Source organism: Verrucosispora sioxanthis, from assembly GCF_010560025.1.
Classification (GTDB): domain Bacteria; phylum Actinomycetota; class Actinomycetes; order Mycobacteriales; family Micromonosporaceae; genus Micromonospora; species Micromonospora palythoicola.
In genome coordinates this window covers 1-1,076 of the sequence record NZ_SAIY01000030.1, presented here as the reverse complement: position 1 = coordinate 1,076, position 1,076 = coordinate 1, and the positions used below count along the sequence as shown (strand labels likewise).

The 1,076-nt window shown below is 70.3% G+C and carries 2 pseudogenes; both read left to right on the top strand.

Annotated features, from left to right (window positions below):
• Positions 1-287: pseudogene (locus ENC19_RS29175) on the top strand (shikimate dehydrogenase); the annotation flags it as partial.
• 183 nt (positions 288-470) lie between these two features.
• Positions 471-1,076, top strand: a pseudogene (locus tag ENC19_RS29170) (glycoside hydrolase); the annotation flags it as partial.

Sequence of the window (1,076 nt, the reverse complement as noted above, 5' to 3'; positions counted from 1 at the left end):
CGGGGCTGGCCGGTGTCGATGTGCTGATCTCGACCGTGCCGAAGGGGGCCGCCGACGAGCTGGCCGACAGGGTGCCCTGGCGGGCCGGCACGGTGGTCTTCGACGCGATCTACGACCCGTGGCCGACCCCGCTGGCCGCCGCCGCCGAAGCCGCCGGCTGCCGGATCGTCTCCGGCCTCGACCTGCTGCTGGCCCAGGCGATCGGCCAGTTCGAGCAGTTCACCGACACACCCGCCCCCCGCCCCGCGATGGCCGCCGCCCTCACCGCCGCCCGGTCACCCCGTTGACCATGAGGTTAGCGGCGTAGTTGATCTCTGATCCTGCCGCCAACGTCATTATCAACTAGATGGGAGGGCAGGGGTGTCTTAGGTGAGGTTTAAGACGCGCTTAGGTCCTGCCGTCATCCGCACGCTCCGTTGTGTACGCGGATACGCTGCTCAGCGTTATCGTCGAAGACACTAGGAGTATCCGTGACCAGTCGCGGACTGCACCGCTTGATTCCACATCGCGGCGGCCGGCGTAAGGCCGTGATGCTCGGCGTCATCGGCACCACTGTGGTGCTGGGGCTCGGCGCGACGATGGTGCCGCTGCTCGCCGATGACGACCTGTCGATCGCCGTGGTGGCCGACACCACCGCCACGGCGGTGCCGCAGGACGGCGACAACAGCGTCAAGACGACGCTGGCGACCTGCCCCGCGCCCTGCGACGGCAACCCGCGCGGCGCCCGTGAGGCGGTGCTGACCTTCCTGGTCACCTCGCTGCCGGCGAACGCGGTGAACGTACGGGCCACGCTGCGGGTGCACGCCTGGCAGAAGTTCCAGGCGACGGTGACCGCGCACGAGTCCCGCCTCGACGCCCGCGCCGCCCGCCCGGTGCCGGCCCCGCTGGGCGCGGCGCTGGACACGGTCAGTGGCGTCGCCAAGGGCTTCAACGAGTGGGACGTCTCGGGTCTGGTCACCGGCAACGGCATCTGGACGCTGTCGCTGGCGCAGGCCGGGTTGGACAGCCGCATCTACTGGGCCTCCGGCGAGAACCGCAACGCCGATCTGCGCCCGCGCCTGGCGATCAGCTACGAC